This is a genomic window from Cupriavidus gilardii, from assembly GCF_017598945.1.
GTDB classification, from domain to species: domain Bacteria; phylum Pseudomonadota; class Gammaproteobacteria; order Burkholderiales; family Burkholderiaceae; genus Cupriavidus; species Cupriavidus gilardii_E.
Genome location: NZ_JAGFTW010000002.1, coordinates 200,098 through 222,925 on the forward strand (window position 1 = coordinate 200,098; position 22,828 = coordinate 222,925).

Here is a 22,828-nt window from a genome sequence, read left to right on the forward strand (position 1 = left end):
TCGAACGATCGTTCGTAATTTCCGTACGGTAGTCGCCCCGGTGGCCGCTCGTCAAGTGCCGGCCGTCCCCTCCGAAGCTTTCCTCGAAGCCCCGACTCAGGCCGAGCAGACCCGATAGACCGCCAGGCTGCCGCGCCAGTTGACGCCCCAGTTCACCGTGATGCCTTCGTGCATCACCACGCGATCGAGGATGCGCAAGCCCACTTTGGGTGCCAGCGCCTCGAAATCGCTGATCGTCAGCACGCGCACGTTCGGCGTGTCGTACCACTGGTAGGGCAGCGACTCGGACACCGGCATGCGGCCGCGGAACACCGACAGCCGATGCGGCCAGTAGCCGAAGTTCGGGAACGACACGATGCACTCGCGCCCGACCCGCAGCGTGTCGCGCAGCACCTGCGCGGTGTTGTGGATGGTCTGCAGCGTCTGCGACAGGATCACGGTGTCGAAGCTCTTGTCCTCGAACAGCGCCAGCCCGCCCTCCAGGTTCTGCTGGATGACATGCACGCCCTTCTGCGCGCACGCCAGCACGCCCTCGTCGCGGATCTCGATGCCGTAGGCCTGCACGTCGAGCTCGTCCTGCAGCACGCGCAGCAGGCTGCCGTCGCCGCAGCCGAGGTCGAGCACGGTCGCATTCGGTTCGATCCAGCGCGCGATCGCGCGGAAATCCGGCCGCCGTGCCAGCACGCCGTTGGCCGCTTCGGTGATGGACTTGGCATTCATGCGCCGATCTCCGTGGCAATGCGTTCGTAGTAGGCGCGCATCAGATTGTGGTAACGCGGATCGTCGAGCAGGAAGGCGTCGTGGCCGTGCGGGGCGTCGATCTCGGCGTAGCTGACCGGCCGCTTGTTATCGAGCAGCGCCTTGACCAGTTCGCGGCTGCGGCTCGGCGCAAAGCGCCAGTCGGTGGTGAAGCTGGCGACCAGGAAGCTCGCCCTGGTATGCGCGACCGCGCGGGTCAAGTCGCCGCCGAAGGTCAGCGCGGGATCGAAGTAGTCGAGCGCGCGCGTGATCAGCAGATAGGTATTGGCGTCGAAATACTCGGCGAACTTGTCGCCCTGGTAGCGCAGATAGCTCTCGACCTGGAATTCGACGTCGAACGAGAAGCGGATGTCCTCGGCCTTGAGCTCGCGGCCGAATTTGGCCGCCATGTCCTCGTCGGACAGATAGGTGATATGGCCGATCATCCGGGCCACGCGCAGCCCGCGCTTGGGCTTGACGCCGTGCGCGTAATAGTTGCCGCCGTGGAAGTCGGGGTCGGACAGGATCGCGCTGCGCGCGACCTCGTTGAAGGCGATGTTCTGCGCCGACAGCTTCGGCGTCGAGGCCACCACGATGCAATGGCGCAGCCGCTCCGGATACATCAGGCTCCAGGCCAGCGCCTGCATGCCGCCCAGGCTGCCGCCCATCACCGCGGCGAACTGCTCGATGCCGAAGGCGTCGGCCACACGCGCCTGCGCATTGACCCAGTCCTCGACCGTGACCACCGGGAACGTCGCGCCGAACGGCTGGCCGGTGGCCGGGTTCAGGCTCATCGGACCGGTCGAGCCGAAGCACGAGCCCAGATTGTTGACGCCGATCACGAAGAAGCGATCGGTGTCGAGCGGCTTGCCGGGGCCGACCATGTTGTCCCACCAGCCCACGTCGCGCGGATCGTGCGCGTAGACGCCGGCCACGTGGTGCGAGGCGTTCAGCGCGTGGCACACCAGCACGGCATTGGTGCGCGCGGCATTGAGCGTGCCGTAGGTTTCGACCATCAGGTCGTAGTTGGCCAGCGAAGAGCCGTTGCGCAGCGGCAGCGGCTCGGCGAAATGCATGCGCTGCGGCGTCACGATGCCGACCGAGTCGGGCGGCAGGGGCAGGTGCAGCGCGGCAGAGGCGGCGGCGGAAGCAGCGGCGGCGGAAGCGGCCGGTTCCGCGTTGGCGGACGGCGAGGCAACGTCAGTCATGTAGGCGGGCCCGTGCGAAGCGGGCATAAAAAAACCCGACCGGTCTTGCGTCTGGAATCACGCAGCCAAGTCGGGTTGTTGTCGCGCCGGGTGCTTCGCTGTCCGCCGCGCGGTGGCGTCATCCCGGGAATCCGTTTTATCGGTTCTATCGGAGAGGGGCGCCGACCAACCTCTTTAGCCGCATTTATAGTGGCGAGGATGTTCCTCGCCGCGCGCCCGCAAGCCAGTCATCAAATCGGCGCGACCGGCAGATTATAGAGCAAAGCGAAAGACACCAGCGAAAGGCACGCTCGAACGGGACATCGGAACCGCGCTTCGGTCTCGCACTGCAGCCCAGCGGATCAGCCGAGCAGCACCCGCAGCTGCGCGTCGATCTGCCCCGCCGGCAGCTTGCGAAAGCCGCTCTTGGCATAGCGATGCCAGTGCCCCTGCACCGTGGCGACGATCAGCGCGGCGCGTGCGGACACGTCGGCGTCGGGCGGAAACGCGCCCTGCGTCGCGGCGACCTTCAGGCATTGGCGGATCGACGCTTCGATGCGGTCGACCAGCTGATTGATGCGCTCCTGCAGGCGTTCGTGCTCGCCGACCAGCGCCTCGCCGGTCAGCACGCGCGTCATGCCCGGATTCTTCTCGGCGAACGACAGCAGCATCCGCACGATCGCCTGCACCTGGCGCAGGCCGTGCTCCTCCTGCGCGGTGATCTGGTTGATCAGGCCAAACACGGTCTGCTCGATAAAGGCGATCAGGCCCTCGAACATCTGCGCCTTGCTGGCGAAATGCCGATACAGCGCGGCCTCCGAGACGCCGAGGCGGGCCGCCAGCGCGGCGGTCGTGATGCGTTCGGAGCGCGGGTGTTCGAGCATGCTGGCCAGCGTCTGCAGGATCTGCACGCGGCGCTCGCCCGGGCGCGGCCGCTTGCGCGCGACCGCCGCCTCCGCCGCGCCACCGCCCTCGCCCTGCCCGGCCCGCTCGTCCGCATTCGCGGCCGGCGCGGCTGCCTCGTTGCTCTGCGTCATGACCCGTTTCTCCGCATTCGTCGATGGAGTTGATGCACCGATTGTACTTTTATGTCCACATAGCCGGGCCGGTGCACCATGCGGGCCCGCTGGCGACCAGGGTTGCGGCCCGCATTGCGGCCGGCCTGCTGCGCTTCCGGCGAAAGCCGCGGCACGGGCGCCTGGTTCTCGGCGGCGACCAGCGTCACCGCCTGCTGCCGGGCCGCGTGATCGGCGTCGCGGTCGTGCGCATGGCGTTGCGCCTCGGCGCGCAGCGCCGCCTGCTGCGCGGCATCGCGCGCGGCGCCGGCCGGCACGTCATGCGGGCGGCTCGGCGTCGTCGAACGCAGATAGCCGGTGATCCACGCGGTGCGGATGCCCAGGCCAGCATAGCGCTTCAGGTGCGAGACCGTGTCCTCGACCAGCACCGCGCGGCCCGGCGCGATCCGCAGTTTCGCCAGCAGGCGGCGCAGCATGCGTCGATCGGGCTTGGGACGCAGATCGCCATGGACCCACATCTGTTCGATCGCGATCACGCGCTCGAAACAGTGCTCGATGCCGGCCACGCGCAGCACCGCGTGCGCATAGTCCTGCGGCGCGTTGGTCAGCAGCACCTTGCGCCCGGGCAGACGGCGCAGTTGGGCTGCGAGACCGCGGCGCACGCGCACCATCTGCGCGATGTCGGGGAATTCGTGCGCGGCGCGCAGGAAGTCGGCCGGGTCGACGCCGTGATGGCGGATCATGCCGAGCAGCGTCGCGCCATAGCGCTGCCAGTAGTCGACCCGCACGCGGCTGGCCGTGGCCTCGTCGCAGGCGAGCACGCGCGCCACGTAGGCGGTCATCGCGGCATTGATCGCCGGGAAGATCGCGTGCGAGGCGTCGTGCAGCGTGTTGTCGAGATCGAACAGCCAGACCGTGTCGCCGGCGTTGTTGCCGGCCGGACGATGCCGCAGGCGGTAGGGAGAGCGGCGGGAGGCGTGGGAAGGCACGAGGGGAAGGCGCTGCGCCGCCGCAGCGACGGCGCGCGCCTGGTTGCGATGCGTCAGTGCGAGCGGATCATGGTGCCGAACGCCTGCTCGGTCAGGATCTCCAGCAGCAGCGAGTGTTCGATGCGGCCATCGATGATGTGCACCGAGTTCACGCCGCTCTTGGCGGCGTCAAGCGCCGACGAGATCTTGGGGAGCATGCCGCCCGAGATGGTGCCGTCGGCGAACAGCTCTTCGATTTCGCGCGCCGACAGATCGGTCAGCAGATTGCCCTTCTTGTCCATCACGCCGGGGATGTTGGTCATCATCACCAGCTTCTCGGCCTTGAGGATCTCGGCCATCTTGCCGGCCACCACGTCGGCGTTGATGTTGTAGGCCTGGCCGTCGTCGGAGAAGCCGATCGGCGAGATCACCGGGATGAAGGCGTCGTCCTGCAGCGCCTTGACCACCGCCGGGTTGATCGCCTCGATGTCGCCGACATAGCCGATATCGATGAACGCGCCCGGATTCTCGCGGTCCGGCATCTTCAGCCGCTTGGCGCGGATCAGGCCGCCGTCCTTGCCGGTCAGGCCGACCGCCTGGCCGCCGTACTGGTTGATCAGCATCACGATGTCCTGCTGGACCTCGCCGCCGAGCACCCACTCGACCACTTCCATGGTCTCTTCGTCGGTGACGCGCATGCCCTGGATGAAGGTGCCGACCTTGCCGACCTTCTTCAGGGCCTCGTCGATCTGCGGGCCGCCGCCGTGGACGACCACCGGGTTCATGCCGACCAGCTTCAGCAGGATCACGTCGCGCGCGAAGCCGTGCTTGAGCTTCTCCTCGGTCATCGCATTGCCGCCGTACTTGACCACGATGGTCTTGCCATGGAACTTGCGGATATAGGGCAGCGCCTCGGCAAGGATCTCGGCCTTGAGGGCGGGGGCGATGGCGGCCACTGCGGTTGCGGTGGGCCCGGAGGTATCGGAGGTCATGGCAATCCGTGAAATTCGACAGGTATCATGGCAACGCGGCGCATCCGGCGCCCCGCGGCAGGCGCCCGAATTTTACAAGAAACGGGGTGCCACGCTAGCGAGACGGCAGACCGAGGCCCGCGCGGGGCGCCAACGGTGCGTCCGACGGCCCATCGGCCGTTCTTTTCATGCAACAACCACGCCAACGGAAGCCACTGCGATGTCAGGAGAAGGCGCAGGCAAAAGCCCGGGCCCAGGCGCCGGCCCCGCTGCCGTGCTGACCGGCCAGTTGCGGCCGGTCGAGCAGTGCGCGGCCTGCGGCGCGCGTTTCGTCTGCGGTCATGCCGCCGGCCTGCCGCACTGCTGGTGCGCGACAATGCCGCTGCTGCCCGCCCGGCTGATCGTGCCGGGGCAGCACTGCCTGTGTCCGGATTGCCTGCGTCGCCGGCAGGCGCAGGCGGGGGAGTGAGCGGACTACGTCAGCGGCCCATGTCAGCCGCCGTATCAATCCAGCGCGCCAGCCACCCGCGTCGATCCGCTCCACTGCATGGCGACCACGCCGAGCACGATCAGCACCGCGCCGCCGAGCCGCGGCGCCGTCAGTTCGCGCACCGCAAAGCCGGCAAGGCCCGCATGGTCCATCCACAGCGAGCCCAGCATTTGCCCGGCGACCACCGCCGCGATAAAGCCGCTGGCGCCCAGCCGCGGCGCCAGCATCAGCGCCGCGGTCAGATAGAACACGCCGAGCGCGCCGCCGATCCATATCCACGCCGGCCCGGTGGTCCAGCCGGCGGCCGGCGGACCGACCCGAAGCGCCAGCATCAGCGCCACCACCACGGCCAGGCTGACCAGCAGCGACACCAGCGTGGCCCACAGCGGATGCCCGAGCGTGCGAGCCAGCGCGGCATTGGCGCCCGCCTGCAACGGGATCATCGCGCCGGCCAGCGCGACGATCAGCACGGGCACCGCGGCAGCGAGCGCGGGGCCGACGGGATGGGACGAGGACAACATGCGCGACCTCCGGGGTGGTGGAAGAAAGAAGAGACCGCGCCAGTCTGCCCCTACGCCGGATGGATTTCCAATTCTGGTTTCGAACGTTTAATATTCGCCGGATGAATAATCTGCGCAACGTCGACCTGAACCTGCTGGTCGTGCTCGAGGCCCTGCTGGCCGAACGTCATATCTCTCGCGCCGCGCTGCGGCTGCATCTGAGCCAGCCGGCGGTCAGCCATGCGCTGGCGCGGCTGCGCCAGCTGCTGGACGACCCGCTGCTGGTGCGCGGCCAGGGCGGCCTGGTGCTGACCGCGCGGGCACACGAACTGTCGGGACCGCTGGCCGAGGCGCTGGCGCAGGTGCGCATCCTGCTGGGACCGTCGGGCTTCCAGCCGGCCACGGCCAGGCGCACCTTCCGGCTGGCGATGTCGGACTACGGCGCGATGGTGGTGCTGCCGAACCTGCTGCGCGCGGTCCGCAAGGCCGCGCCCGGCATCGAACTGGTGGTGACGCAGGGCAGCCGCGAAGCGATGTCGGCGCAGGTGGCCGATGGCGAGGTCGATCTGGCGCTGGGCGTGTTCGTCTATCAGCCGGAGGGCGTCAAGATGGCGGCGCTGTTCGAGGAGGAATACGGCTGCGCCGTCGACGCGGCGACGGTGCGCGACCATGGCCGGCTGGACCAGGTCGCCTACCTGGCCCGTTCGCACGTGCTGGTGGCCGCCCACAACGAACGGGTCGACCCGATCGACGCGGCCATCGCCAAGCATGGCGGGCGCCGCAAGATCGCCTGCGTGGTGCCGCACTGGAGCGTCGCGCCGGCGCTGATCGCCGGTACCAACCTCGTGCTGACCACGGCCCGGCGCAGCCTTGCGGCGCTGGAGGACGATCCGCGCTTCGCGGTGTTCGAGCCGCCGTTCGCGTTTCCGGGGTTTACCTTCAGCGCGATCTGGCACGAGCGCAACGATGCCGATCCTGGCCATGCATGGCTGCGCGAGCGGCTGCTCGCGGTCGGCGCGGGTCAGGGACTGGACGAGGCGATCAGCCTGCGCGGTTGAGCGGCGGCTCGGCCGGCGCCGATGCCGGCGCATGCACCGACCGGCTTTTGCTGTTTCAGTGCTTGTGGTTGCCGGCCGCGCCGCCGCCCTGGGCGGGCGCGGTCAGCCCGCGCACTTCGGCCTCGACACGCTGCTCGATCAGCTTGCCGCCCTGCTCGATCTTCAGGGTCACGGGCACCTTGTCGCCGGCGTTCAGCGGCGCCTTCAGACCCAGCAGCATCACGTGATAGCCGCCGGGCTTCAGTTCGACGTCCTCCATCTTCGGCAACGGCAGTGCGTCGAGCGCGCGCATCCGCATCACGTTGCCCTCCATCTTCATCTCGTGCACCTCGGCCGTCGCCGCCACGGGCGTCGACACCCCGACCAGGCGCGCGTTCTGGTGCGCGTGCAGCGTCATGAAGACGCCGGTGGCCGTCTGCGCCGGCACGGTGCCGCGCGCCCATGCATTGCGGATGTCGACCTGGGCGAGCGCAGCGGTGGAAAACAGCGCGCAGCATGCGGCGGCGACGAACAGCTTGGCTTGCATCTCTATCCTTTCTCGGTGCAATTCGTTCAAACGAAAAACGGTCCAACGGCAGCGGGAAGTCCGCGTAGAAACGGGATTAGAACATGAACCGACACGGGGCCACCGCGACACGGGCACCGTGCATAGACGATGCACCGGCGCATGCGGCGCAGTCCGCCAGTCTGGCAGTGCCGCGCGCGGCGACCAATGCGGCATGGTGTCGCACGAGGCGGCCGGCGGCGGCACCGTTGCTACACTCGCGGCATGACGATGCCTGCCCACGCTGCCGCCCACGCCACCGCCTCCGACGGCCATGCCCTCCGAGCACCAGGCCTCGGCAGGGACGGCCTGCTGAGCTTGCGCCGGGTGTACTGGCTGCGCTGGGCCATCCTGGGCGGACAGGGGCTGCTGCTGGTGTGGGCCGAGACGCTGGCCGGGCTGGAGCTGCCCTATCGGCCGCTGCTGTCGATCTTCGTGCTGCAGGCGATCTTCAATCTGCTGACCGCGTGGCGGCTGCGGCAACATGCGCGCGCCGGCTCGGTGCCGGGCGACGCCGAGCTGATGGGCCAGCTGCTGGTCGACCTGACTGCGCTGTCGGCGATCCTGTTCTTCACCGGCGGCGCCACCAATCCCTTCGTCTCCTTCTATCTGCCCGGGCTGGCGCTGGCCGCCGCGATCGTGCCGTGGCGGCAGGTGGTCGCGCTGGCGCTGTACGCCCTGGCCTGCTATTCGCTGATGCTGTTCGAATACGTGCCCTTGCATCTGCACGACCCGGACAATGCGGTGGTCTACCACCTGGTCGGCATGTGGCTCAATTTCGTCGCCAGCGCGGTGATGATCGCGCTGTTCGTCGCGCGGCTGTCCGGCGTGCTGCGCGAACGCGAAGGGCAACTGGCCGACGCGCGCGAGCGGCTGCTGCGCGAGGCGCGGGTCGAGTCGCTGAACGCGCAGGCGGCGACGGTCGCGCACGAGATCGGCACGCCGCTGGCAACGCTGGCCGTGATCGCCGGCGAGCTGCGCGCCGACGCCGCCGATGCGACGCGCGGCAAGACCGCGATACGCGACTATCTGCCCGACCTGCATACGGTCGAGCAGCAGCTGGCGCTATGCCGCGGCATCCTGGCGCGCCTGCGCGAGGCGAACCGCGCCAGTGCCCTGCAGCCGGTGGGGCAGTGGCTGCCCGCCTTTGCCGATGGCTGGCAGTTGCGCCATCCGCAGGCGCGCGTCGAGACGGCGATCGCCGCGGAGGCCGCCGACGTGCCGATCGAGCCCGCACGCACCGGACAGATGCTGACCATCCTGCTCGACAATGCGGCGCGCAGCCAGCAGGCCGCCGGTCGCGGCGAGCTGCCGTTGCGTCTGTCCATCGCACCGGAACCGAGCGGGGAACCCGGCGAACTGGTACTGCGGGTCATCGACCATGGCATCGGCATGCCGGCGGCGTTGCGTGCACGGCTGGGCGAGGCTCCGGTGGCAAGCACGCACGGCGGCCAGGGCATCGGCGCCTATCTGGCGCAGAGCGTGGCGCGCCAGATGGGCGGGCGGCTGCTGTGGCAGGATCGCCCCGAAGGCGGCACCGTGGCCGAGCTGCGGCTGCCGGCAAACCCCGATGCATCGGAGCACGTGGCATGAGCCTGACATCGAGCGCTTCCCTTTCCCCTGCTGTCCCCGCCGACAATGGCGACGGCGGCGCGCCCTTCCTGGTGATCGACGACGACCCCGTGTTCTCGGACACGCTCGCACGCGCGCTGTCGCGTCGCGGCTTCGCGGTCCAGGTCGCACACCATCGCCAACAGGCGCTGGCGCTGGCCGAGAAGACCGCGTTTCGCTATGTCACGCTGGATCTGCATCTGGCCGCCGCGCCCGCGGCCGGCGTGACGGCGCCGGCCGACTCCGGCCTGCAGCTGGTGGCGCCGCTGCGCGCAATGCTGCCGTGGGCGCGCATCCTGGTGCTGACCGGCTACGCCAGCATCGCCACCGCGGTGGCCGCGGTCAAACAGGGGGCCGACGAATATCTGGCCAAGCCGGCCAATGTCGATTCGATCCTTGCGGCACTGAAGTCGGGTGTGTCGGAGGTCGCCGCCGAAGCCGCGCTGGAGGATCCGCTGCCGTTATCGGTGCCGCGGCTCGAGTGGGAACATATCCAGCGCGTGCTCGCCGAACACGGCGGCAATATCTCGGCGACGGCGCGCGCGCTGAACATGCATCGGCGCACGCTGCAACGCAAGCTCGCCAAGCGGCCGGTGTCGCGCTGAGGCATCGAGCGGACGAAAAAAGGGCCTGCAATCGCAGGCCCTTCTTCATCGCATCGCATCGCGGCCATCGCCGCGCGCCGGTTCACAGGCGCAGTTGCACGTAGTCCCAGCCGAGGTCGTCGCCGCCGTTGGCCGCACGATTGGCGATGCCGGCCGCGCCGAGGGTGCCGGCCGCGCCGGTGCTGCCAACCCGCAGCGCGTCGAACGCATGCCGGTTCGAGCGTGCACCGTACTCGGCGGACTCGCTGACGAACACCGCATGCGAGACCTTGACGTTGCCGCCGGCCGAGGCGGCGTCGATCCGCGTGGCCTCGCTGCGGTCCGGCACGGCGCACAGGAACGCGGTTGCCGCGACCAGCCCGCCCAGAACGCCTGCCGACATCAAACCGATATGCTTCATGTTGGACCTCCTGCTCTCACGGCCATGCTGCGGCCGCTAACGAGGCGCAAGCTTCTCATCGTCGCGGCGACCGTGCCAGCCTGCTTACCAACGCTTACCTGGCTTACCTGCCGTCAACGGATGTCACCGGCCGCTGTCACGGCCGATGTCACGGTCGATGTCACCAGCGGGTATCCCGCTCCCACTCGCGCATTTCCTCTTCGGCGCGCTCCTTGGTGTAGCCATAGCGCTCCTGGATCTTGCCGGCGAGCTGATCGCGCTTGCCGTTGATCTGCGTGAGATCGTCATCGGTCAGCTGGCCCCACTTCTCCTTGACCTTGCCTTTGGCCTGCTCCCATTTCCCTTCGATCTGGTCCCAGTTCATGATCTGCTCCTCAATCTGGATGGATACGTCGGTGGTCAAGACGATGGGGGCGCGCCGGAGCTGCCGCAGCGCCTGCGCGCCCACCGCTCGCCATCGTCCAGGTTGACCGCATCAGCCGCGGCCGGAACTCATCAGCGGTTGTACTTCGCCTTGACGTCGGCCTCGCAGCGGTCCTTGGCATCGCCCGACATCGCGTCGCACTTCTCCTTGTCGGCCTTGTAGGCCGCGTCGCTGGTGTCCTTGCGAGCCTCGCGGCGCGCCTCGGCCACATCGGTGCGCGTGCCGCCGCCGGCCGCCGCACGCGTGGTCTTGGCCTCGCCCAGCGCCTTCTCGTGCGCCGTCTTGGCTTCCTTCACGCAAACGTCCTTGTCGTTGCCCTTCTTGTCGTCGCAGCGCTCCTTCGCGACTTCGTATTCGCGGTCGGCCCTGACCTTCAGCACCTTGGCGCGGGCGGCTTCGGTGCCGTCGCGGCGCGCTTCGGCCTCGGCCTTCGCCACGTCGCGATCGCGCTTGGCCTCGGCCTCGCAGACGTCCTCGGCGTTGTCCTTCAGGGCATCGCACTTCGTCTTCGCGTTCTTGTAGTCCGCGTCCGCCCGCGAAACGGCGGCGTCATAGTCGGCGCGGGCACCCGACGGCGCGCTCTGCGCCAGTGCAAAGCCTGCCGGTGCGGCAACCATCATCGAACACACTGCAGCAGACAGCCATTTCTTCATCATGTCGCGCTCCTGTCGTTGTCGATCGGTTTGAGTTCGCAAGGACGACGATGACGTTCGCCTTGCTGTCTCGTCGTATATGAAGGTTATGTGCGGTGCGCTTTTGCAAGCAGGCGGGGGCTTCCGAAAGGGGAGTAAGACGATTCCCACATAGGGAGACGACGTCACTGTCGAGCGGCACAGACGAAAAAAATGCGCCTTCTCATGGCTGAGAAGGCGCACTTCATCGCGTGACTTCGTGGAGCGACGTTGGCGACGTTGGAGCGGGCTTCAGGACGGCCCGCCCGTCGCGGTTACAGCACGTAGCGCGACAGATCCTCGTTGGCCGACAGATCGCCCAGCCGTTCGTCGACATAGGCGGCGTCGATCGTCACCGTTTCGCCGCTCGAGCGGGTGGCGTGGAACGACAGGTCTTCGAGCAGGCGCTCCATCACCGTGTACAACCGGCGCGCGCCGATGTTCTCGACCTTCTCGTTGACCGAATGGGCGATCTCGGCGAGGCGGCGGATGCCGTCCGGCGCGAACACCAGTTCGACCTGTTCGGTCGCCAGCAGCGCCTGGTACTGCTTGGTCAGGCTGGCGTCGGTCTGCGTCAGGATCGCCTCGAAGTCGGCCACCGACAGCGATTCGAGCTCGACGCGGATCGGAAAGCGCCCCTGCAGCTCCGGAATCAGATCGCTCGGCTTGGACAGGTGGAACGCACCCGACGCAATGAACAGGATATGGTCGGTCCGGACCATGCCGTACTTGGTGCTGACCGTGGTGCCTTCGACCAGCGGCAGCAGATCGCGCTGCACGCCCTGGCGCGACACCTCGCCGCCGCCCAGTTCGCTGCGGCTGGCGATCTTGTCGATCTCGTCGAGGAACACGATGCCGTTCTGCTCGACATTGGCCAGCGCCTTGTGCTTCAGGTCGTCATCGTTGACGAGCTTGGCCGCTTCCTCGTCGATCAGCAGCTTGAACGCTTCCTTGACCTTCATCTTGCGGCGCAGCTTCTTGCCCTGCCCCAGGCCGGCGAACATGCTGCGCAGCTGCTCGGTCATGTCCTCCATGCCCGGCGGGCCCATGATGTCGAGGCTCGGCACCGCGGCGGCCACCTCCAGCTCGACTTCCTTGTCGTCGAGCTGTCCCTCGCGCAGCTTCTTGCGGAAGACCTGGCGGGTATTGGAGTCCTTTTCCTCGGGCTGGGCGAAGCCGATGTCGCGCGGCGGGGGCAGCAGCACGTCGAGCAGGCGGTCCTCGGCGGCATCCTCGGCCTTGGTCCGCACCTTCTTCATCTCGGACTCGCGGGTCTGCTTGATCGCCATTTCGACCAGATCGCGCACGATCGTGTCGACGTCGCGGCCGACATAGCCGACCTCGGTGAACTTGGTCGCCTCGATCTTGATGAAGGGCGCGTCGGCCAGCTTGGCCAGGCGCCGGGCGATCTCGGTCTTGCCGACGCCGGTCGGTCCGATCATCAGGATGTTCTTCGGCGTGATTTCCTGGCGCAGCGGGTCGGCCACCTGCTGGCGGCGCCAGCGGTTGCGCAGTGCCACCGCGACGGCCTTCTTGGCCTTGTTCTGGCCAATGATGTGTTTGTCGAGCTCGGAAACGATTTCCGACGGAGTCATGGTGTGGGACATGGGTCTCGGTATCCGGGTATCCGTTCAATGAAGGCCGGTCGGTGCGCCGCCACGGCGCACCGCCGCACGGTGGTGCGCCAGGCCGGCGTCACGCGCGTGAAGCGTCATGCGAACGCTCACTCGAGCGTCTCGATGACGAAATTGGTGTTGGTGTAGATGCAGAGTTCGCCGGCGATGCGCAGCGATTTCTCGACCACGTCCTTGGGCGACAGCTCGGTGTTTTCGACCAGCGCCTTGGCCGCCGATTGGGCGTAGGCACCGCCCGAGCCGATCGCCGCGATGCCGCCTTCGGGATCGAGCACGTCGCCGTTGCCGGTGATCACCAGCGTGGTGTCGCGGTCGGCGGTAATCAGCATCGCCTCGAGCCGGCGCAGCGCGCGATCCGAACGCCAGTCCTTGGCCAGATCGACCGCCGCGCGCGTCAGATTGCCCTGGTATTTCTCGAGCTTGGCCTCGAAACGGTCCAGCAGCGAGAACGCATCGGCGGTGCTGCCGGCGAAGCCCACCAGGACCTTGCCGTTGTAGATGCGGCGCACCTTGCGTGCGGTGCCCTTCATCACGATATTGCCGAGAGTGACCTGGCCGTCACCGCCCAGGGCAACCTGGTTGCCGCGCCGGACGCTGACGATGGTAGTGCCGTGATACTGTTCCATGGTGGCTTCTGAGTTGGGTTCAGGCAGCTACTTGGCGGCGCCGCCGTCGAATTCAAGGGGCCGGCGCCTGGAGCGTTCCACCACTATAGACGCCGGGCCGGTGTGGCGAAATGTGACCTCCGAACTCCCGGAGCGCCATCAAATCTCCTTTGCCTTGTAGCTCAATTGAGCTACACTGCGCCTCAGGAATTCCCATCGATCGGTCGCCGCGCCACCGCGGCGCTGTCGACTCATCCCTATCTACTCCAAGGGATTCCGTTACCGACTACCAGGCAGCAAAGGGAAATCACCATGGCAAGCACTACGTTTGTCCGCGCCCGCGTCGACGCGGATATCAAAGAGGAAGCCTCGATCGTGTTGGAAGCAATGGGACTGTCCGTTTCGGACGTTGTCCGCATGACGCTGACCCGCGTCGCGCACGACAAGGCCCTTCCCTTCGAACTGGTGACGCCCAACCCGACGACGATCGCGGCGATGAAGGAAGCGCGGGCCCGCGGGCTGCGCAAATTCTCGTCCGTCGAGGCACTGATGGCGGATCTGGAGAATGAGGACGATTGAGCTGACAGGGCAGTTCAAACGGGATTTCAAGCGGGAAAGGAAGGGTCCGCATCGCGCGACGCTGGATGCGGACTTCAAGGAAGTGGTGAGCGCGCTGGCAAAGGACCGCCCGTTGGCGGCCAGGCATCGAGACCACGCGCTGACCGGAGAGTGGAAGGATTTTCGGGATTGCCACATCAGGCCAGATCTGGTGCTGATCTACCGCAGGCCCGACGACGATACGCTGCAACTGGTCCGGCTGGGCTCACACAGCGAGCTCGGCCTGTAGCGGCGAGCAGCACAAAAAAGCGCAAACAAAAAGGCCACGCGTTGCCGCGTGGCCTCGGGTGCCGTTCCGCCGCGCCGCTGATGTGCCTGATGCAGCGGCGGCGAATCGGTCAGCGTCGGGTCAACTCAATCCGCATAGACGCCGGCCTTGCGAATCACCGGGGTCCACTTGTTGATTTCGTTGCCGAGGAAGGTCTTCAGCGACTCCGGCGTGGCGCGCTGGGCCGGTACCGCTTCGGCGCCCAGCTCGGCCATCTTGGCGCGGAAGCCCGGGTCGGTCACCGACTTCTGCAGCGCCGCCGACAGTTTCTCGATCACCGGCTGCGGCGTGCCCTTGGGCGCGTACATCGCGTGCCAGATCTTGACCTCGATGTTCGACAGGCCCTGCTCGGCAGCGGTCGGGATGTCCTTGAACGCTTCGACGCGGCGCGGCTGCATCGCGGCATAGGGCTTGAGCGCATTGGCCTTGAGCTGGCCGGCGATATTGGTGGTCTGGTCGCACATCAGGTTGACCTGGCCGCCCAGGATATCGGTCAGCGCCGGCGCGGTGCCCTTGTACGGCACCGTGGTCAGTTCGGTCTGGATGGCGCTCTGGAACAGCAGGCCGCACAGGTGCGAGGCCGAGCCGATACCGGCGTTGGCGAGCGACAGCTTGCTGGCATTGGCCTTGATGTACGGCAGCAGATCCTTCAGCGTGTTCGGCGGCAGGTTCTTGTTGCCGACCAGCACCATCGGCACGTCGGCGATTTCGCCGATGTACTCGAAGTCCTTCAGCGGATCGAAGCCCAGATTGCGGTACAGCGCCGGGGCGGTCGACATGCCGATATGGTGGATCAGCACGGTGTGGCCGTCGTTCTTGGACTGGGCCACCTTCTTCGCGCCGATCGTGCCGCCGGCGCCGCCGAGGTTTTCGATCACGATGGTCGCGCCCAGATGCTTGGACATGACCTGCGCCAGCTCGCGCGCGACCTTGTCGGTCGGGCCGCCCGCGGCGAACGGCACCACGGCCGAGACCGGCCGGCTGCCCGGATAGTCCTGCGCCTGTACCACGCCAGGCAGACCCAGTGCGGCGGCCGCAAGGGCGGCGGCCACGGTTTTTGCAACGTGTTTCATTATTTCTCCTGATTTCCCCGACTTCCCGTCGTGCAGACTGCCATGCCGCCCTGCCTCCATGGCGACGTGGGCCGCCTCACCGGAGGCCGCGGCTTGGAGCCGCCATGCTATCAACGGCGACTTGCCCCAAATATCAGGAAATACCCGGGCCGGAGCGGCTCCGCCCGGGTTCACGCGCCGACCCGTTGCCGGTCAGGCGTCGTCGGTCAATACGCCTTCGAGCCGCTCGAACACCCGTTTGGTGGAACCGCGCGCCTCGAGCGCGAACAGCAGCACCGAGCGCCCGGTGACCTGGTAGACGTCGCCGGACGAGAACTCCGGCAGCTCCTCGCGCACCGGCATATTGGTGTCGATCAGGCAGGTCCATTGGTCGCTGCCGGGAATCTGCGGCAAGGTGAACTCGACCATGTCGTGATAGGCATTGAACACCAGCAGCAGCGTCGCGTCCGAGGCCGGGCGGCGGATGCCGGTGGCGCGCGCGCGACCGTCGATCACCAGGCCGAAGCAGCGCATCGAGGCGTCGTCCCAGTGTTCGGGCGTCAGGTCGTCGCCCGCGGCGCTGATCCACTTGACGTCGGCCACGCCCAGTTCTTCGTCGAACTCGCCGGTCAGGAACCGGCCCCGCCGCAGCACCGGCAGCGCCCGTCGCAGCGCGGTCAGCTTGCGCACGAACTCGATCAGCCCGCGGCCGCGCTCGTCGATTTCCCAGTCGACCCAGCTGATCTCGTTGTCCTGGCAATAGGCGTTGTTGTTGCCCTGCTGGCTGCGGCCGAACTCGTCGCCCGCGACCATCATTGGCGTGCCCTGCGCGAACAGCAGCGTCGCGAGCAGATTGCGCTTCTGGCGCTCGCGCAGCTCGACGATCTCGGTGTCGTCGGTCGGCCCTTCCGCGCCGCAGTTCCAGGAGCGGTTGTCGCTGGTGCCGTCGTTGTTGTCCTCGCCGTTGGCCTCGTTGTGCTTGTCGTTGTACGAAACCAGGTCGTGCAGCGTGAAGCCGTCGTGCGCGGTGATGAAGTTGACGCTGGCCCAGGGCCGCCGTCCGCTGTGGTTGAACTTGTCGCCGGACGCGGTAATCCGCGCCGCCAGTTCCGGCGCCACGCCCTCCTCGCCACGCCAGAAGTCGCGCACCGTGTCGCGGAACTTGTCGTTCCACTCGGCCCATCCGGCCGGAAAGCCGCCGACCTGATAGCCGCCGGGGCCGCAATCCCAGGGCTCGGCGATCAGCTTGACGCTGGACAGGATCGGATCCTGCCGGCACGCCTTCAGAAAGCCGCTGCCGTAGTCGAAGCCGCCGGGCTCGCGTCCGAGGATGGTGGCCAGATCGAAGCGGAAGCCGTCGACCTGCATCTCGGTGACCCAGTAGCGCAGGCTGTCCATCACCATCTGCAGCACGCGCGGATGCGACAGGTTCAGCGTGTTGCCGGTGCCGGTGTCGTTGATGTAGTAGCGCTTCTCGTCCGGCATCAGCCGGTAATACGACAGGTTGTCGATGCCGCGGAACGACAGCGTCGCGCCCAGTTCGCTGCCCTCGGCGGTGTGGTTGTAGACCACGTCGAGGATGATCTCGAGCCCGGCCTCGTGGAAACGGTCGATCATCTGCTTGAGCTCCGCCACCGCGCCCGGCCCGCGGGCGAAGAAGCGCGGATCCGGCGCGAAGAAGCCGATCGTGTTGTAGCCCCAGTAGTTGGTCAGGCCCTTGTCGAGCAGATGGCTGTCGTTCAGGAAGGCATGGATCGGCAGCAGCTCGACCGAGGTCACGCCCAGCGCCTTGATATGGTCGATCACCGCACGCTGGCCCAACCCCTCGAAGGTGCCGCGCATCGCCTCGGGCACGGCCGGATGGCGCCTGGTATAGCCGCGCACATGGGTCTCGTAGAAGATGGTGCGCTCCCACGGCACGCGCACGCCCAATGGGTGCTCCCAGGTGAAGGCCTGGTCCACGACCTGGCACTTCGGCATGAATGGCGCGCTGTCGGCCTCGCTGAAGCTCAGGTCGTCCTCCCCCATTCGATAACCGAACACCGCCGGGTCCCAGCGCAGCTCGCCGACATAGGCCTTGGCGTACGGGTCGAGCAGCAGCTTGTTCGGATTGAAGCGATGGCCGTTGGCCGGATCGTAAGGACCGTGCACGCGGTAGCCGTAGACGGCGCCCGGCGCCAGCCCCTGCACGCGGACGTGCCAGACCTCGTCGGTGTATTCGGGCAGCGCGATGCGCTCGATCTCCCGTTCGCCGTTCTGGTCGAACAGGCACAGTTCGACCCTGGTGGCATGGGCGCTGAACAGCGCGAAGTTGACGCCGTCGCCGTCCCAGGTGGCGCCCAGGGGAAACGGCAAGCCTTCGCTGATGGTGTGATTGGACATGGCGTGCGGCACTCCCGTGTGGAAACGATGGTGCGGAGCACGGCGCATGCCCGCGTGCAGACCATGACGCCGGGTCGCCGCTTCCCATATTTGCCGTTGCCGGTCCGGCACCCTTGTCAAAACTACAGGGGCGGACCATCGCTCGACATGGGCGCCACGCGTCTCTCGGATCGCCCGCTGTCGCAACTCAATTGCATCTCCGTGGGCACTATGGTTAAATCGCCCCATGTCTTCGCCCACTCCCAGCCTGCCGGCCGCCGTCGATGCGGCACAGGAGCGCCTCCGGGCGCTGGGTGCGCGCGTCACGCAACCGCGCGTCTGCATCCTGGCGTGCCTCATCGACAGCGACCTCCCGCTGACCCACCAGGCCGTGATCGACCGTCTTCCGGGCGGCGCCGACGCGATCGACCGCGTTACCGTCTATCGGGTGCTGGACTGGCTGGTCGAGCAGGGGCTGGCGCAAAAGCGCGCCGGCAACGACCGCGTCTTCCGCTTCAGCCTGATCGAACATGAGGCGGCGCGTGCCGAGGTCCATCGCCAGCACAGCCATTTCCATTGCAGCCGGTGCGACCGCACCTTCTGCCTCGACGCGGAAAGCGCGCCGCCGCGGCAGGCCGCGCCGCGCGTGCCGAGCGGCTTCGCGGTCGAACACGTCGAATTGACCGTCAACGGCATCTGCGCGGAATGCGGTGCGCACACCGTGGCCGATGCGCCCGCCGCGGGTGCCACTGAAGGTGCCGCTGACGCTTCCCCCCATCCCGGAGAACCAACATGTCCAAACTGATCCCGGTCACGATCCTGACGGGCTTTCTCGGCAGCGGCAAAACCACGCTGCTCAAGCGCATCCTCAACGAACAGCACGGCATGAAGATCGCCGTGATCGAAAACGAGTTCGGCGAGGAAAACATCGATAACGAGATCCTGGTGCAGGACGGCCGCGAGCAGATCGTGCAGATGAGCAACGGCTGCATCTGCTGCACGATCCGCGGCGATCTGGTGCAGGCGCTGTCCGACCTGATCGGCCGCCGCGACGCCGGCGAGATCGATTTCGACCGGGTCGTCATCGAAACCACAGGCGTGGCCAATCCGGGCCCGGTGGCGCAGACCTTCTTCATGGACGACGAGATCGCTTCGCGATATCTGCTGGACGCGGTGGTCACGCTGGTCGATGCCAAGCACGGCAACCAGCAGCTCGACAAGCAGGAAGAGGCGCAGCGCCAGGTCGGTTTCGCCGATGCGATCTTCATCACCAAGGCGGATCTGGTGTCGGAGCAGGAGCTGGCCGACCTGCGCCACCGCCTGCTGCAGATGAACCCGCGCGCGCCAATCGGCACCGCGCATTTCGGCGAGGCGCCGATCGACTCGATCTTCGACCTGCGCGGCTTCAACCTGAACGCCAAGCTGGAGATCGACCCGGACTTCCTGCGCGCCGAGGAGCACGAGCACGAGCACGACCATGACCACGAGCATGGCGAGCACTGCGGCACCGACTGCGGCCATGACCACGATCACGACCACGGCCATGATCATGGAGACCAACACGGTCACGCGCACAACCACCATCATCACCACCACCACACCGACCGCATCGGCTCGTTCGTCTTCCGCAGCGACAAGCCGTTCCACTACGGCAAGCTCGAGGAGTTCCTGTCCGGGATCCTGACCGTCTACGGCGAGAAGCTGCTGCGCTACAAGGGCGTGCTCTATATGGAAGGGGTCGACCGCAAGGTGGTATTCCAGGGCGTGCACCAGCTGATGGGCAGCGACATCGGCGGCAAATGGGACGACGAAACGCCAGGCACCAAAATGGTGTTCATCGGCGTCGATCTGCCCAAGGACGCCATCCTCAAGGGCCTGGCCAACTGCCTCGCCTGATCGCCGGTACCAGGCCAAGGCCGCTCCGGGCCTCGGTTCCCGCCGCGCGGGCGCACCGTCTGGGGCGGTGCGGCACCCGACCGGGTGAAACGCCACCGCTGTTGCGCCGATCTACGCGGTGCGCGCCGCTCGGTGAAACACCGAATATCCGGTCCGGTTTTCCACCGTATCTCCTGGTAATTTGTTCAAGTACAATAAGCCGGATGTGATGCGGGCAGCGCGGTCTTGCCGCCGCCCCCGTCATATGCAGGACGGCGGTTGTCGTCAGCATCAGACGGCCGTCCTCGGGTGCGGCCGCTGTGCTCGTGCGATGGCCGTCGACGCGCGGGATCTCGTGCCGCAACGTTCAGGGCGTTGCCGCTGGGGCAACGACGCCGACCGATGTCGACCGACGCCGAGAAAGGGATCCCATGGTAGCCGCAGCAAAAAACAAAGAAAGCCGCAGCAAGACCGCTGGTGCTGTGGCCGATACGACGAAGGCGCAGGGACAGCAAGCTGCGCCTACCCCCCGGAACGGCTCGGCGCAGGCCGGCACCGGAGCGGCAAAGGGAGGCACGCGAAGCAGCAAGACTGCAGCCAGCCAGAGTGAAACGGTCGAACCGCGCAAGCGGACCGACACTGCATCCGCGCGGAACACGACGCCGCCGGTCGCATCAACAAGAGAATCAGCAGCAACCATGAGCAGCAATAAACTTCTGACTGAAGCTGAAATCCTGAAGATGGACGACAAGGACTACATGAACGAGGCCCAACTGGCCTTTTTCAAGAACCGCCTTGAACAGCTGCGCGACGAAATCCTGAAGAACGCCGACCAGACCACCGAACATCTGCGCGAAACGGTCATCGTGCCGGATCCGGCGGACCGCGCCACGATCGAAGAAGAACATGCCCTGGAGCTGCGCACGCGCGATCGCGAGCGCAAGCTGCTGAAGAAGGTCGAACAGTCGCTGGCCCGCATCGAGTCGGGCGAATACGGCTGGTGCGAGGAAACCGGCGAGCCGATCGGCGTGCCGCGGCTGCTGGCCCGCCCGACCGCGACGCTGTCGCTGGAAGCCCAGCAGCGCCGCGAACTGCGCCAGAAGCTGTTCGGCGATTGAGGCCTGCGCCCCTCGATCTGCGCTGACGACGGCCCGGAACACCGGGCCGTTTGCTTTTTGCGCACGGCGCGCCCCCGACGCCAGCTCGATGCGTCGCCGCGAGGCCACAGCAAGGGTGCCGCGGCAGCGCATTTCTGCTACAGTCGCAACCTTGTTGCAATAAGCTGACCGCGGCCCTTGTCGCGCCGCGGCGCGACATCCCCCACCCTCCAGACCGCCATGGCCGACCGTCTTCCCGTCACCGTATTGGCCGGCTTCCTCGGCGCCGGCAAGACCACGCTGTTGCAGCATGTGCTGGCCAACCGCGAAGGCAAGCGCGTGGCGGTCATCGTCAACGATCTGGCCGACGTCAACATCGATGCGCGCCTGGTCGGCGAAGGCGTGCTCGCGCATGCCGGCGAGCGGCTGGTCGAGCTGTCCAACGGCTGCATCTGCTGCACGCTGCGCGAGGACCTGCTGGTCGAGATCGCCGCACTGGCGCGAGAGGGGCGCTTCGACTATCTGCTGGTCGAATCGACCGGCGTCGCCGAACCGCTGCCGATCGCCGAGACTTTCACCTTTGAAGACGAGCACGGCCATGCGCTGGACAGTCTGGCCCGGCTCGACACCATCGTCACCGTGGTGGACGCCGCGCACTTCCTGCAGGACTTCGACGAGGCCGACTATCTGCGCGACCGCGGCCAGGCCCGCGACGACGAGGACGACCGCACCGTGGTCGATCTGCTGATCGAGCAGGTCGAGTTCTGCGACGTGATCGTGCTGAACAAGATCGACCTGGTCGACGAAGCCGAACGCGAACGGCTGATGGCGCTGCTGCACGCGCTGAACCCGCGCGCCGAGATCGTGCCGGCCAGCTTCGGCCGCGTGCCGCTCGACAAGGTGCTGGACACCGGCCGCTTCGACTTCGAAGCGGCGGCCGCCGCGCCCGGCTGGCAGGCGGAACTGCGCGGCGAACACGTGCCCGAGGCCGAGGCCTACGGCATCGGCAGTTTCGTCTACCGGCGCCGGCGCCCGTTCCATCCGCGCCGCTTCGCCGATCTGATCCATACCGAATGGCTGCGCGAGCACGGCAACGTGCTGCGCTCGAAGGGCTTTTTCTGGCTGGCGAGCCGCATGGACGTGGCCGGCAGCTGGAGCCAGGCGGGCGGCGTGTGCCGCCACGGCGGTGCCGGGGCCTGGTGGGCGGCGGTCGATCGCGCCGACTGGCCGCAAGACGACGAGACGCTGGCCGCCATCCGCGCCGACTCGGAGGACGACGGCGCGCCGGCACCGTTCGGCGACCGGCGCCAGGAACTGGTGCTGATCGGCCAGAACATGGACCGTGCCGCGCTCGAGGCAGCGCTCGATGCCTGCCTGCTGAGCGACGACGAGATGGCCGCCGGTCCCGAGATGTGGGCCGCTTACGACGATCCATTCCCCAGCTGGGAAGATGCCTTCGACGACGAGGGCGATCACGACCATCACGATCACGATGGCGGCCCCTGCGACTGCGGTTCCCATGGCGGCCATGCGCACTGATTGGCTGCGCGCGCTGCGGCGCCGGGGCACGGATCGCCGGACCGGCGCCCTGTGGGCCGTCTGGCTGGTGCTGTGCCTGTTGCTGGCGCAGCATGCCGGCCTGGTTCACCGCGTCCAGCACGGCGGCTATGGCGGCGCGGCTACCGGGCGGGTTTCGACCGGCCGGACATTGCAGGCTCTCCCTGCAACGGCGACGGCCGCCCGGGATCACGCTTCCCTTGCCGATACTGTCGCCGCCGCCGATACGAACACCGACGGGCATGCCCCGGACAGCCCGCGCCTGCTGACCCATTCCTGCGTGCTGTTCGACGCCGCCACGCAAGCCGCCGGCGCCTGCGGCGCGCCACCGATGCCGCTGCTGTCGCACGGCAAGCCGCTGGTGCCGCCCGGGATCACCTGGCGTTGGCCACACCTGCCCCCACAGCGCAGTTTCCTGACGCGCGCCCCGCCCTCTTCGCTCGCCTTCGCCTGAGCCCGGCCGCCCCGCGGCCGCCTGTTGACGATCCCGGCGATCCCGACGTTCGTTCACGCTGACCGGTCATACGCCGGCGCGCCCATGCCATCGCGGCGGGGCGCGCCGCGCTGCGCCGCCAGGC

General features: G+C 67.4%; 25 protein-coding genes. 11 read left to right on the forward strand and 14 right to left on the reverse strand.

What is annotated here, in order from left to right:
• Positions 1 to 96: 96 nt before the first annotated feature.
• The 5 genes from metW to argB all read right to left on the reverse strand — a co-directional run bounded on the left by metW (position 97) and on the right by argB (position 4,901).
• Positions 97 to 720 carry a methionine biosynthesis protein MetW gene (gene metW, locus J5T34_RS01150; RefSeq protein ID WP_006577582.1) on the reverse strand — a complete coding sequence of 208 codons (624 nt, stop codon included), beginning with the start codon at positions 718 to 720 and terminating at the stop codon, positions 97 to 99.
• Positions 717 to 1,946 carry a homoserine O-succinyltransferase MetX gene (metX, locus tag J5T34_RS01155; protein WP_208577738.1) on the reverse strand — a complete coding sequence of 410 codons (1,230 nt, stop codon included), beginning with the start codon at positions 1,944 to 1,946 and terminating at the stop codon, positions 717 to 719. Before metX ends, metW begins: the two co-directional genes overlap by 4 nt.
• A gap of 341 nt (positions 1,947 to 2,287) precedes the next feature.
• Positions 2,288 to 2,962, reverse strand: coding sequence for a nucleoid occlusion factor SlmA (slmA, locus tag J5T34_RS01160; protein WP_208577747.1), 675 nt, complete (start codon positions 2,960 to 2,962; stop codon positions 2,288 to 2,290).
• On the reverse strand, positions 2,959 to 3,930 hold the full coding sequence (locus J5T34_RS01165; protein ID WP_208577756.1) for a pyrimidine 5'-nucleotidase: 972 nt from the start codon (positions 3,928 to 3,930) through the stop codon (positions 2,959 to 2,961). Before J5T34_RS01165 ends, slmA begins: the two co-directional genes overlap by 4 nt.
• A 53-nt stretch (positions 3,931 to 3,983) precedes the next feature.
• On the reverse strand, positions 3,984 to 4,901 hold the full coding sequence (argB, locus tag J5T34_RS01170) for an acetylglutamate kinase (protein ID WP_006579752.1): 918 nt from the start codon (positions 4,899 to 4,901) through the stop codon (positions 3,984 to 3,986).
• 199 nt (positions 4,902 to 5,100) lie between these two features.
• Here argB and J5T34_RS01175 point away from each other — a divergent pair, with 199 nt between their 5' ends.
• Entirely contained in the window at positions 5,101 to 5,349 is a 249-nt protein-coding gene (locus J5T34_RS01175) for a cysteine-rich CWC family protein (protein WP_208577758.1), read from the forward strand.
• 35 nt (positions 5,350 to 5,384) lie between these two features.
• Here J5T34_RS01175 and J5T34_RS01180 read toward each other — a convergent pair whose 3' ends face one another.
• Positions 5,385 to 5,891, reverse strand: a complete 507-nt coding sequence (locus J5T34_RS01180) for a DMT family transporter (RefSeq protein ID WP_208577761.1) — start codon at positions 5,889 to 5,891, stop codon at positions 5,385 to 5,387.
• A gap of 101 nt (positions 5,892 to 5,992) precedes the next feature.
• Between J5T34_RS01180 and J5T34_RS01185 the strand changes: the two genes are divergently transcribed.
• Positions 5,993 to 6,928 carry a LysR family transcriptional regulator gene (locus J5T34_RS01185; protein WP_208577763.1) on the forward strand — a complete coding sequence of 312 codons (936 nt, stop codon included), beginning with the start codon at positions 5,993 to 5,995 and terminating at the stop codon, positions 6,926 to 6,928.
• A 55-nt stretch (positions 6,929 to 6,983) separates the two neighbouring features.
• On the opposite strand, the gene J5T34_RS01190 is transcribed toward J5T34_RS01185, so the two are convergent.
• Complete coding sequence (locus J5T34_RS01190) at positions 6,984 to 7,454, reverse strand: copper chaperone PCu(A)C (protein WP_174107633.1); 471 nt, start codon at positions 7,452 to 7,454, stop codon at positions 6,984 to 6,986.
• 243 nt (positions 7,455 to 7,697) lie between these two features.
• Between J5T34_RS01190 and J5T34_RS01195 the strand changes: the two genes are divergently transcribed.
• A complete protein-coding gene (locus J5T34_RS01195) occupies positions 7,698 to 9,065 on the forward strand; it encodes an ATP-binding protein (RefSeq protein WP_208577765.1) in 1,368 nt (455 codons plus the stop codon).
• Positions 9,062 to 9,688: a response regulator transcription factor gene (locus tag J5T34_RS01200; RefSeq protein WP_244258624.1), complete on the forward strand. Its 627-nt coding sequence runs from the start codon at positions 9,062 to 9,064 to the stop codon at positions 9,686 to 9,688. Before J5T34_RS01195 ends, J5T34_RS01200 begins: the two co-directional genes overlap by 4 nt.
• 82 nt (positions 9,689 to 9,770) lie before the next feature.
• Here the strand turns inward: J5T34_RS01200 and J5T34_RS01205 are convergent, their stop codons facing one another.
• From J5T34_RS01205 to hslV, 5 genes are all read right to left on the reverse strand, one after another.
• A complete protein-coding gene (locus tag J5T34_RS01205; RefSeq protein ID WP_208577767.1) occupies positions 9,771 to 10,088 on the reverse strand; it encodes a hypothetical protein in 318 nt (105 codons plus the stop codon).
• 160 nt (positions 10,089 to 10,248) lie between these two features.
• Positions 10,249 to 10,452, reverse strand: coding sequence for a CsbD family protein (locus J5T34_RS01210; protein ID WP_023264984.1), 204 nt, complete (start codon positions 10,450 to 10,452; stop codon positions 10,249 to 10,251).
• Positions 10,453 to 10,583: 131 nt separating this feature from the next.
• The gene (locus tag J5T34_RS01215; RefSeq protein ID WP_208577769.1) at positions 10,584 to 11,168 is read right to left on the reverse strand and encodes a hypothetical protein; all 585 of its coding nucleotides are present in this window, start codon (positions 11,166 to 11,168) and stop codon (positions 10,584 to 10,586) included.
• Between the two features lie 290 nt (positions 11,169 to 11,458).
• Complete coding sequence (gene hslU / locus J5T34_RS01220; RefSeq protein WP_174107628.1) at positions 11,459 to 12,790, reverse strand: ATP-dependent protease ATPase subunit HslU; 1,332 nt, start codon at positions 12,788 to 12,790, stop codon at positions 11,459 to 11,461.
• 116 nt (positions 12,791 to 12,906) lie between these two features.
• On the reverse strand, positions 12,907 to 13,443 hold the full coding sequence (hslV, locus tag J5T34_RS01225; RefSeq protein WP_208577771.1) for an ATP-dependent protease subunit HslV: 537 nt from the start codon (positions 13,441 to 13,443) through the stop codon (positions 12,907 to 12,909).
• A 165-nt stretch (positions 13,444 to 13,608) separates the two neighbouring features.
• Between hslV and J5T34_RS01230 the strand changes: the two genes are divergently transcribed.
• On the forward strand, positions 13,609 to 14,001 hold the full coding sequence (locus J5T34_RS01230) for a type II toxin-antitoxin system RelB/DinJ family antitoxin (protein ID WP_279633721.1): 393 nt from the start codon (positions 13,609 to 13,611) through the stop codon (positions 13,999 to 14,001).
• Positions 13,988 to 14,269, forward strand: a complete 282-nt coding sequence (locus tag J5T34_RS01235; RefSeq protein WP_208577773.1) for a type II toxin-antitoxin system YafQ family toxin — start codon at positions 13,988 to 13,990, stop codon at positions 14,267 to 14,269. The genes J5T34_RS01230 and J5T34_RS01235 overlap by 14 nt, the downstream gene beginning before the upstream one ends.
• Positions 14,270 to 14,394: 125 nt before the next feature.
• Here the strand turns inward: J5T34_RS01235 and J5T34_RS01240 are convergent, their stop codons facing one another.
• A complete protein-coding gene (locus tag J5T34_RS01240) occupies positions 14,395 to 15,381 on the reverse strand; it encodes a tripartite tricarboxylate transporter substrate-binding protein (RefSeq protein ID WP_149317267.1) in 987 nt (328 codons plus the stop codon).
• Between the two features lie 192 nt (positions 15,382 to 15,573).
• On the reverse strand, positions 15,574 to 17,742 hold the full coding sequence (glgX, locus tag J5T34_RS01245; protein ID WP_208577775.1) for a glycogen debranching protein GlgX: 2,169 nt from the start codon (positions 17,740 to 17,742) through the stop codon (positions 15,574 to 15,576).
• Between the two features lie 226 nt (positions 17,743 to 17,968).
• Between glgX and J5T34_RS01250 the strand changes: the two genes are divergently transcribed.
• The 5 genes from J5T34_RS01250 to J5T34_RS01270 all read left to right on the forward strand — a co-directional run bounded on the left by J5T34_RS01250 (position 17,969) and on the right by J5T34_RS01270 (position 22,704).
• The gene (locus J5T34_RS01250; RefSeq protein ID WP_208577777.1) at positions 17,969 to 18,526 is read left to right on the forward strand and encodes a Fur family transcriptional regulator; all 558 of its coding nucleotides are present in this window, start codon (positions 17,969 to 17,971) and stop codon (positions 18,524 to 18,526) included.
• Positions 18,514 to 19,617, forward strand: coding sequence for a CobW family GTP-binding protein (locus J5T34_RS01255; RefSeq protein WP_208577780.1), 1,104 nt, complete (start codon positions 18,514 to 18,516; stop codon positions 19,615 to 19,617). Before J5T34_RS01250 ends, J5T34_RS01255 begins: the two co-directional genes overlap by 13 nt.
• 677 nt (positions 19,618 to 20,294) lie before the next feature.
• Positions 20,295 to 20,714: an RNA polymerase-binding protein DksA gene (gene dksA, locus J5T34_RS01260; RefSeq protein WP_144833041.1), complete on the forward strand. Its 420-nt coding sequence runs from the start codon at positions 20,295 to 20,297 to the stop codon at positions 20,712 to 20,714.
• Between the two features lie 219 nt (positions 20,715 to 20,933).
• Positions 20,934 to 22,232 (forward strand): zinc metallochaperone GTPase ZigA, encoded by a 1,299-nt coding sequence (zigA, locus tag J5T34_RS01265; RefSeq protein WP_208577788.1) that lies wholly within the window; start codon positions 20,934 to 20,936, stop codon positions 22,230 to 22,232.
• Positions 22,222 to 22,704: a hypothetical protein gene (locus J5T34_RS01270; protein WP_208577790.1), complete on the forward strand. Its 483-nt coding sequence runs from the start codon at positions 22,222 to 22,224 to the stop codon at positions 22,702 to 22,704. Before zigA ends, J5T34_RS01270 begins: the two co-directional genes overlap by 11 nt.
• Positions 22,705 to 22,828: the final 124 nt, after the last annotated feature.

Excerpts from the sequence above, each read along its gene's own strand:
- zigA (WP_208577788.1), top strand. The coding sequence starts at position 20,934 with ATGGCCGACCGTCTTCCCGTCACCGTATTGGCCGGCTTCCTCGGCGCC.
- J5T34_RS01200 (WP_244258624.1), top strand. The coding sequence starts at position 9,062 with ATGAGCCTGACATCGAGCGCTTCCCTTTCCCCTGCTGTCCCCGCCGAC.
- metX (WP_208577738.1), bottom strand. The coding sequence starts at position 1,946 with ATGACTGACGTTGCCTCGCCGTCCGCCAACGCGGAACCGGCCGCTTCC.
- J5T34_RS01195 (WP_208577765.1), top strand. The coding sequence starts at position 7,698 with ATGACGATGCCTGCCCACGCTGCCGCCCACGCCACCGCCTCCGACGGC.
- hslV (WP_208577771.1), bottom strand. The coding sequence starts at position 13,443 with ATGGAACAGTATCACGGCACTACCATCGTCAGCGTCCGGCGCGGCAAC.
- J5T34_RS01175 (WP_208577758.1), top strand. The coding sequence starts at position 5,101 with ATGTCAGGAGAAGGCGCAGGCAAAAGCCCGGGCCCAGGCGCCGGCCCC.
- J5T34_RS01190 (WP_174107633.1), bottom strand. The coding sequence starts at position 7,454 with ATGCAAGCCAAGCTGTTCGTCGCCGCCGCATGCTGCGCGCTGTTTTCC.
- glgX (WP_208577775.1), bottom strand. The coding sequence starts at position 17,742 with ATGTCCAATCACACCATCAGCGAAGGCTTGCCGTTTCCCCTGGGCGCC.
- J5T34_RS01215 (WP_208577769.1), bottom strand. The coding sequence starts at position 11,168 with ATGATGAAGAAATGGCTGTCTGCTGCAGTGTGTTCGATGATGGTTGCC.
- J5T34_RS01255 (WP_208577780.1), top strand. The coding sequence starts at position 18,514 with ATGTCCAAACTGATCCCGGTCACGATCCTGACGGGCTTTCTCGGCAGC.
- J5T34_RS01235 (WP_208577773.1), top strand. The coding sequence starts at position 13,988 with ATGAGGACGATTGAGCTGACAGGGCAGTTCAAACGGGATTTCAAGCGG.
- J5T34_RS01185 (WP_208577763.1), top strand. The coding sequence starts at position 5,993 with ATGAATAATCTGCGCAACGTCGACCTGAACCTGCTGGTCGTGCTCGAG.
- J5T34_RS01270 (WP_208577790.1), top strand. The coding sequence starts at position 22,222 with ATGCGCACTGATTGGCTGCGCGCGCTGCGGCGCCGGGGCACGGATCGC.
- J5T34_RS01180 (WP_208577761.1), bottom strand. The coding sequence starts at position 5,891 with ATGTTGTCCTCGTCCCATCCCGTCGGCCCCGCGCTCGCTGCCGCGGTG.
- hslU (WP_174107628.1), bottom strand. The coding sequence starts at position 12,790 with ATGTCCCACACCATGACTCCGTCGGAAATCGTTTCCGAGCTCGACAAA.
- J5T34_RS01205 (WP_208577767.1), bottom strand. The coding sequence starts at position 10,088 with ATGAAGCATATCGGTTTGATGTCGGCAGGCGTTCTGGGCGGGCTGGTC.
- J5T34_RS01250 (WP_208577777.1), top strand. The coding sequence starts at position 17,969 with ATGTCTTCGCCCACTCCCAGCCTGCCGGCCGCCGTCGATGCGGCACAG.
- dksA (WP_144833041.1), top strand. The coding sequence starts at position 20,295 with ATGAGCAGCAATAAACTTCTGACTGAAGCTGAAATCCTGAAGATGGAC.
- J5T34_RS01210 (WP_023264984.1), bottom strand. The coding sequence starts at position 10,452 with ATGAACTGGGACCAGATCGAAGGGAAATGGGAGCAGGCCAAAGGCAAG.
- slmA (WP_208577747.1), bottom strand. The coding sequence starts at position 2,962 with ATGACGCAGAGCAACGAGGCAGCCGCGCCGGCCGCGAATGCGGACGAG.
- metW (WP_006577582.1), bottom strand. The coding sequence starts at position 720 with ATGAATGCCAAGTCCATCACCGAAGCGGCCAACGGCGTGCTGGCACGG.
- argB (WP_006579752.1), bottom strand. The coding sequence starts at position 4,901 with ATGACCTCCGATACCTCCGGGCCCACCGCAACCGCAGTGGCCGCCATC.
- J5T34_RS01240 (WP_149317267.1), bottom strand. The coding sequence starts at position 15,381 with ATGAAACACGTTGCAAAAACCGTGGCCGCCGCCCTTGCGGCCGCCGCA.